This window comes from Caballeronia sp. LZ043 (genome assembly GCF_031451075.1).
GTDB lineage: Bacteria > Pseudomonadota > Gammaproteobacteria > Burkholderiales > Burkholderiaceae > Caballeronia.
Genome location: NZ_JARUXT010000021.1, coordinates 1 through 4552, shown reverse-complemented (window position 1 = coordinate 4552; position 4552 = coordinate 1). Strand labels below are relative to the sequence as shown.

Genomic DNA, 4552 nt, shown 5'->3' with positions numbered 1-4552 from the left:
ATGCGGCAGCGGAACAGGCGCGGGCGACGGCGGGAGATTGACCCAATGCACGTCGATGCCGACCACCGGCGTCAGGTGGTTCACTGCCAGCATCGTCATGTCGCCTGCGTCCCCGTGCCTGCGTTATTGTTGTCGGCGTCGTGCGCGAGCGGCTGGACCAAGCATCCCGTTATTCTGTAACCCGGCATTCGACACGATGAGACCTCGACAATCGATATGAAACAGAACACGCGGATTGCGTATTCGACCGACTGTCAATGTATCCCCGCGAGTGCATGCGATATAACGCGACTTTTCCTAATTATTCGAAGTGCGCACGCAGTCAAGAACAGGTATCTGAATGGATTAATGCCTATGAGCATCATCAACCTGGATCACGCTGCACGTTCTCAATCCGTCATGAAAATAAAAAAGGCATCCGACTAAAAACCGGATGCCTTTGTCACTACTCAAGCGTGTGATCAAACAAGAAGCGCCACACGCTCCAGCGTTTCGATACAAGCATTCGCCACTTCACGCCCCTTCACGCTCATATGATCGTGGAAGAAGCGCAGATGCTCTTCGCCTGCATGAAAGTGATGCGGCGTCAGCACGGCCGAGAACACCGGCGTGAGCGTGTCGAGTTGAACCTGCATCAGCCCGTTGATGACCGCCTGCGCAACAAACTCATGCCGGTAGATCCCGCCATCGACTACAAGCCCGGCTGCCACCACCGCATCGAAACCGCCGCGCGTGGCGAGCAGCTTCGCGTGCAGCGGCAGTTCGAACGCTCCGGGAACATCAAAGCACTCGACAGCGCTTGCAGCAAAACCCAATTCCGCGACGCGCGCAAGAAACGCATGCCGGCACTGATCGACGATCTCGCGATGCCAGCACGACTGCACAAACGCAATGCGCAAGGGTTTGACCGGTTGCGACGGCGCGTTCATAGCGCGGCCTTGTAGATGTCGAGCGCGGCGGCTTCCGTCATCTCGCGCGGATTGTTGATGAGCAGGCGCTGCTGCTTCATCGCGTCGGAGGCGAGCATCGGCAGATGCGATTCCTCCACGCCCACTTCACGCAGCGTGCGCGGAATGCCGGTCTCGTTGACGAGCGTCTGCATCGCCTGGACGAAGGCTTCGGTCTTCGCCTCGGCGCTGTCGCCAGCCGCCGCGCAACCGAGCACGTCCGCGAGTTCCGCATAGAGCGCGGCAGCGGCGGACGCGTTGTAGCGCAGCACGTGCATCAGCACGAGCGCATTCGACAGTCCATGCGGCACGTGAAAGTGTCCGCCGAGCGGATAGGCGAGCGCATGCACCGCGGCGACGGGCGCATTCGAGAACGCCTGGCCGGCGAGCGTCGCGCCGAGCAGCATGGCTTCGCGCGCGGCGCGGTCCTTGCCGTCGCGGCAAGCCGGCAGCAGGTTCGCATACAGCAGGCGCAGCGCTTCCTTGGCGAGCATGTCGGACAGCGAGTTCTTCAGACGCGCCGACGTGTAAGCCTCGATCGCATGCACCATGGCATCGATGCCGGTCGCGGCGGTCGCCTGCGGCGGCAGGCCGAGCGTGAGTTCGGCGTCGAGCAGCGCGATGTCCGGATACAGAATCGGCGAGACGACGCCGCTCTTGGTGGTCGCGCCCGTCGTGACGATGGAGATGGCCGTGACTTCGGAGCCGGTGCCCGCCGTGGTCGGAATCAGCACGAGCGGCAGACGCGGGCCTTCCACGTTGCCGACGCCATACATCTTGTCGAGCGGCTGTTCGCTCGCGCACAACACGGCGATCAGCTTGGCGACGTCCATCGACGAACCGCCGCCGAGCCCCAGCACGATCTGCGCGCCGCTGGCTTTCGCGCGCGTGGCGGCGTCGAGCACGACGTGATCGGGCGGATCGGCGACGACGTCATCGATCACGGTGACGTCCCAGCCCTGGGTCGAGAGGTCGTCGAGTGCGGGCGCGATCAGGCCGCTCTGATTGAGGAAGCGGTCGGTCACGAGCACGACGCGGCTTTCGTTGCGATAGCGCTCGCGCAGCAGCGCGCCGAGCCGCCGGGCGCTGCCGTATTCGACGATGAGCGAGGGAACCGTGGTGAAACTGAATGCGTTCATGCGATGCGCTCAGGAAAGAGAGTCTTCGGTTTCAAGTTCGAGGTTGCGAAAACCCCGGTTGTAGTAGACGAGCGGCGTGGCTTCGCACAGCTCGACTTCCTGGATCTCGCCGATCAGCACCGTATGATCGCCGGCTTCGTGCACGTCGCGCGCGACGCACACGAGCGAGGCCATCGAGCCAGGCAGCACCGGCGGATGCGGATTGTCTTCGGTGCCATAGCGGAAGCCGTGCGGGGCGAACTTGTCGACGCCCTTGCGCGCGAAGTGCATCGCGATGTCCTTCTGATCCTGCGAGAGGATGTTGATCGCGTAACGCTGCGCGGTGACGAAGGCCGCGTGCGAATCCGCCTTGTTGGCGATGCACACCAGCACGAGCGGCGGGTCCATCGATACGGACGAGAACGAGCTGGCGGTGAAGCCCCAGTGGCGGCCGGCTTCGTCGGTCGTCGACACGATGGTGACGCCGCTCGGAAAAGCCGACAGTGCGTCGCGGAAGGTCTGATTGTTCTTGAGCGTCATGAAAGTCTCCGGAATGAGATGAGCGCATGGCATCTGCACTTCATGATCCAAGTCTAGAGTTGCGCGTCCCGCAGAACAATTTCGATGTCGCGATGGATTGATCGATAAAACGGATAGATGAGCGCGCTGATAAGTGGCAAGCGCTCGCATCATGGCGTCAGGCCTGCGCCGCGTCGCTGGTCAGCGTCGCGCCGAAGTTCGCCTGCAAATGCCGCACGAAGCTCAGCGCGGCGGCGCTCAGGTCCGCATCGCGCGAACGCAGAATGCCGAAGCTGCGCATCAGCTTGACGTCGGTGACCTGAAGCGTGGCGCGAGTGTCGCGCGCGTAGCGCTGCGCCATCGAGCGCGGCAGGAAGGTGGCTCCCAGACCCGCGTCCACCATGCCGAGCAGCGTGCTCAGGTTGGCGGCGTGGTGCATCGGCCGCAGCGCAAGACCGCGTTTCGCGAACTCGTCGGCGAGCCGCTCGCGCAGGATCGAATAGCGGTCCAGCAGCATCAGCGGCACTTGCGCGAGCTGCTCCAGCGTCACTTCGCCGGCGGGCGCGAGCGCATGCGAGGTCGGCACCACGACCAGCATGTCCTCTTCCGTGAGCGCTTCGAAACTCAGCTTGCTCGAATCGTTATCGAATGCGACGACCGCGAGATCCGCCTCGCTGCTCTCGATCCGCGCGACCACGTCTTCATATTGCAGGTCGCGCAACTGGATCTGCACGTCCGGATAGCGCTGGCAGAAGGAATGGATCAGCGAGGGCAACATGACGGCCGAGATCATCGGCGTGGCGGCGACGACTACGCGCAGCCGCGCTGCTTCGGCATCGGCCTGGAATTCGGTCAGCAGCTTGCGCAGGTCGCGCAGCGCGGCTTCCGCGTGCTCGCGCAAGCGCTTGCCGGCGGCGGTCGGCTCCACGTGACGCGTGGTGCGCACGAGCAGCCGGGTTTTCAAGGTCGATTCGAGCCGCTGCACGCGGGCCGTCACGGAAGGCTGGGAGATATGCAGACGCCTGGCGGCGGCGCTGAAGCTGCCCAGTTCCACCACCGCAAGAAAAGTCTCCAGTTCGACGAGGTCGAAACGCAGCGTGACCGGCGCCGCGGCATGCGCGGCTTCGTCCGGCTTGTCGGACGTCATGGCCCAAGGTCTCCGGGTTTTATCAGGAATGTCTATGAGTCTATCTCATAAAGCAAATAGTGTCGTGGCGTGGGCCTCGACATAATCGGTTCATACGACTGCGCCTCTTGCGTCATGCCGAAGCATGCGGCGCTCCGAAGGATGCGCAAGGAGACTTCATGAAGGACGAAATCAAGATCCTGACGCCGAACGGCATCCTGGGCTACGGCATCCCGGCGGCCGACTTCTGGCGCGGCATCGATCAACAGCCCGACGCGATGATCGTCGATGGCGGCTCTACCGACCCCGGTCCCTATCTGCTCGGCCTGCCGAAGACACTGGTGACGCGTGAAGCGTATCTGCGCGATCTGTCGCTGATGCTCGACGCCTGCGCCACGCGCAAGGTGCCGATCTATATCAGCTCGGCGGGTGGCCCCGGCATTCGCGCGCATGTGGACTTCATGGTCGATGTGATCGAAGAGATCGCGAAGCGCGAAGGCTATCGCTTCAAGATCGCCAAGATCTATTCGGATGTGGACCCCTCGTATGTCCGCGATGCGATGGGCGAAAGCCGCATCACGCCGTGCGCATCGGCGCCGGAGTTGCAGGTGTCGGATGTGGGCGCGTCGTCGCATATCGTCGCGCAGATGGGTGCGGAGCCGTTTGCGAAGACACTGCGCGAGCATCCCGATCTGGACATCATCGTGGCGGGCCGTGCGTACGATCCGGCGCCGTTCGCGGGACTGTGCATGCTGCACGGGATCGAGCCGGGCATCTACTGGCACATGGGCAAGATCGTCGAGTGCGGGGCGAACTGCGCGGAGCCCAAGGGCAAGGTGATT

5 protein-coding genes are annotated in these 4552 nt (G+C 63.2%); 1 reads left to right on the top strand and 4 read right to left on the bottom strand.

Features of this window, described 5'->3' with window-relative positions; genetic code table 11:
• Positions 1-461: 461 nt before the first annotated feature.
• The 4 genes from QCE64_RS36095 to QCE64_RS36080 all read right to left on the bottom strand — a co-directional run bounded on the left by QCE64_RS36095 (position 462) and on the right by QCE64_RS36080 (position 3731).
• Positions 462-929, bottom strand: coding sequence for a 6,7-dimethyl-8-ribityllumazine synthase (locus QCE64_RS36095; RefSeq protein WP_309927951.1), 468 nt, complete (start codon positions 927-929; stop codon positions 462-464).
• On the bottom strand, positions 926-2086 hold the full coding sequence (locus QCE64_RS36090) for an iron-containing alcohol dehydrogenase (protein ID WP_310009117.1): 1161 nt from the start codon (positions 2084-2086) through the stop codon (positions 926-928). Before QCE64_RS36090 ends, QCE64_RS36095 begins: the two co-directional genes overlap by 4 nt.
• 9 nt (positions 2087-2095) lie before the next feature.
• Positions 2096-2605 (bottom strand): flavin reductase family protein, encoded by a 510-nt coding sequence (locus tag QCE64_RS36085; protein ID WP_309927947.1) that lies wholly within the window; start codon positions 2603-2605, stop codon positions 2096-2098.
• Between the two features lie 157 nt (positions 2606-2762).
• A complete protein-coding gene (locus QCE64_RS36080; protein ID WP_309936119.1) occupies positions 2763-3731 on the bottom strand; it encodes a LysR family transcriptional regulator in 969 nt (322 codons plus the stop codon).
• 158 nt (positions 3732-3889) lie between these two features.
• On the opposite strand from QCE64_RS36080, the gene QCE64_RS36075 reads away from it, so the two are divergent.
• Positions 3890-4552: acyclic terpene utilization AtuA family protein (locus QCE64_RS36075; RefSeq protein WP_310009115.1), on the top strand; the 663-nt coding region annotated here is incomplete at its 3' end.

What these genes read in the sequence shown, in the direction of transcription:
- QCE64_RS36080 (WP_309936119.1), bottom strand. Translation starts at nt 3,731, where the DNA reads ATGACGTCCGACAAGCCGGACGAAGCCGCGCATGCCGCGGCGCCGGTC.
- QCE64_RS36085 (WP_309927947.1), bottom strand. Translation starts at nt 2,605, where the DNA reads ATGACGCTCAAGAACAATCAGACCTTCCGCGACGCACTGTCGGCTTTT.
- QCE64_RS36090 (WP_310009117.1), bottom strand. Translation starts at nt 2,086, where the DNA reads ATGAACGCATTCAGTTTCACCACGGTTCCCTCGCTCATCGTCGAATAC.
- QCE64_RS36095 (WP_309927951.1), bottom strand. Translation starts at nt 929, where the DNA reads ATGAACGCGCCGTCGCAACCGGTCAAACCCTTGCGCATTGCGTTTGTG.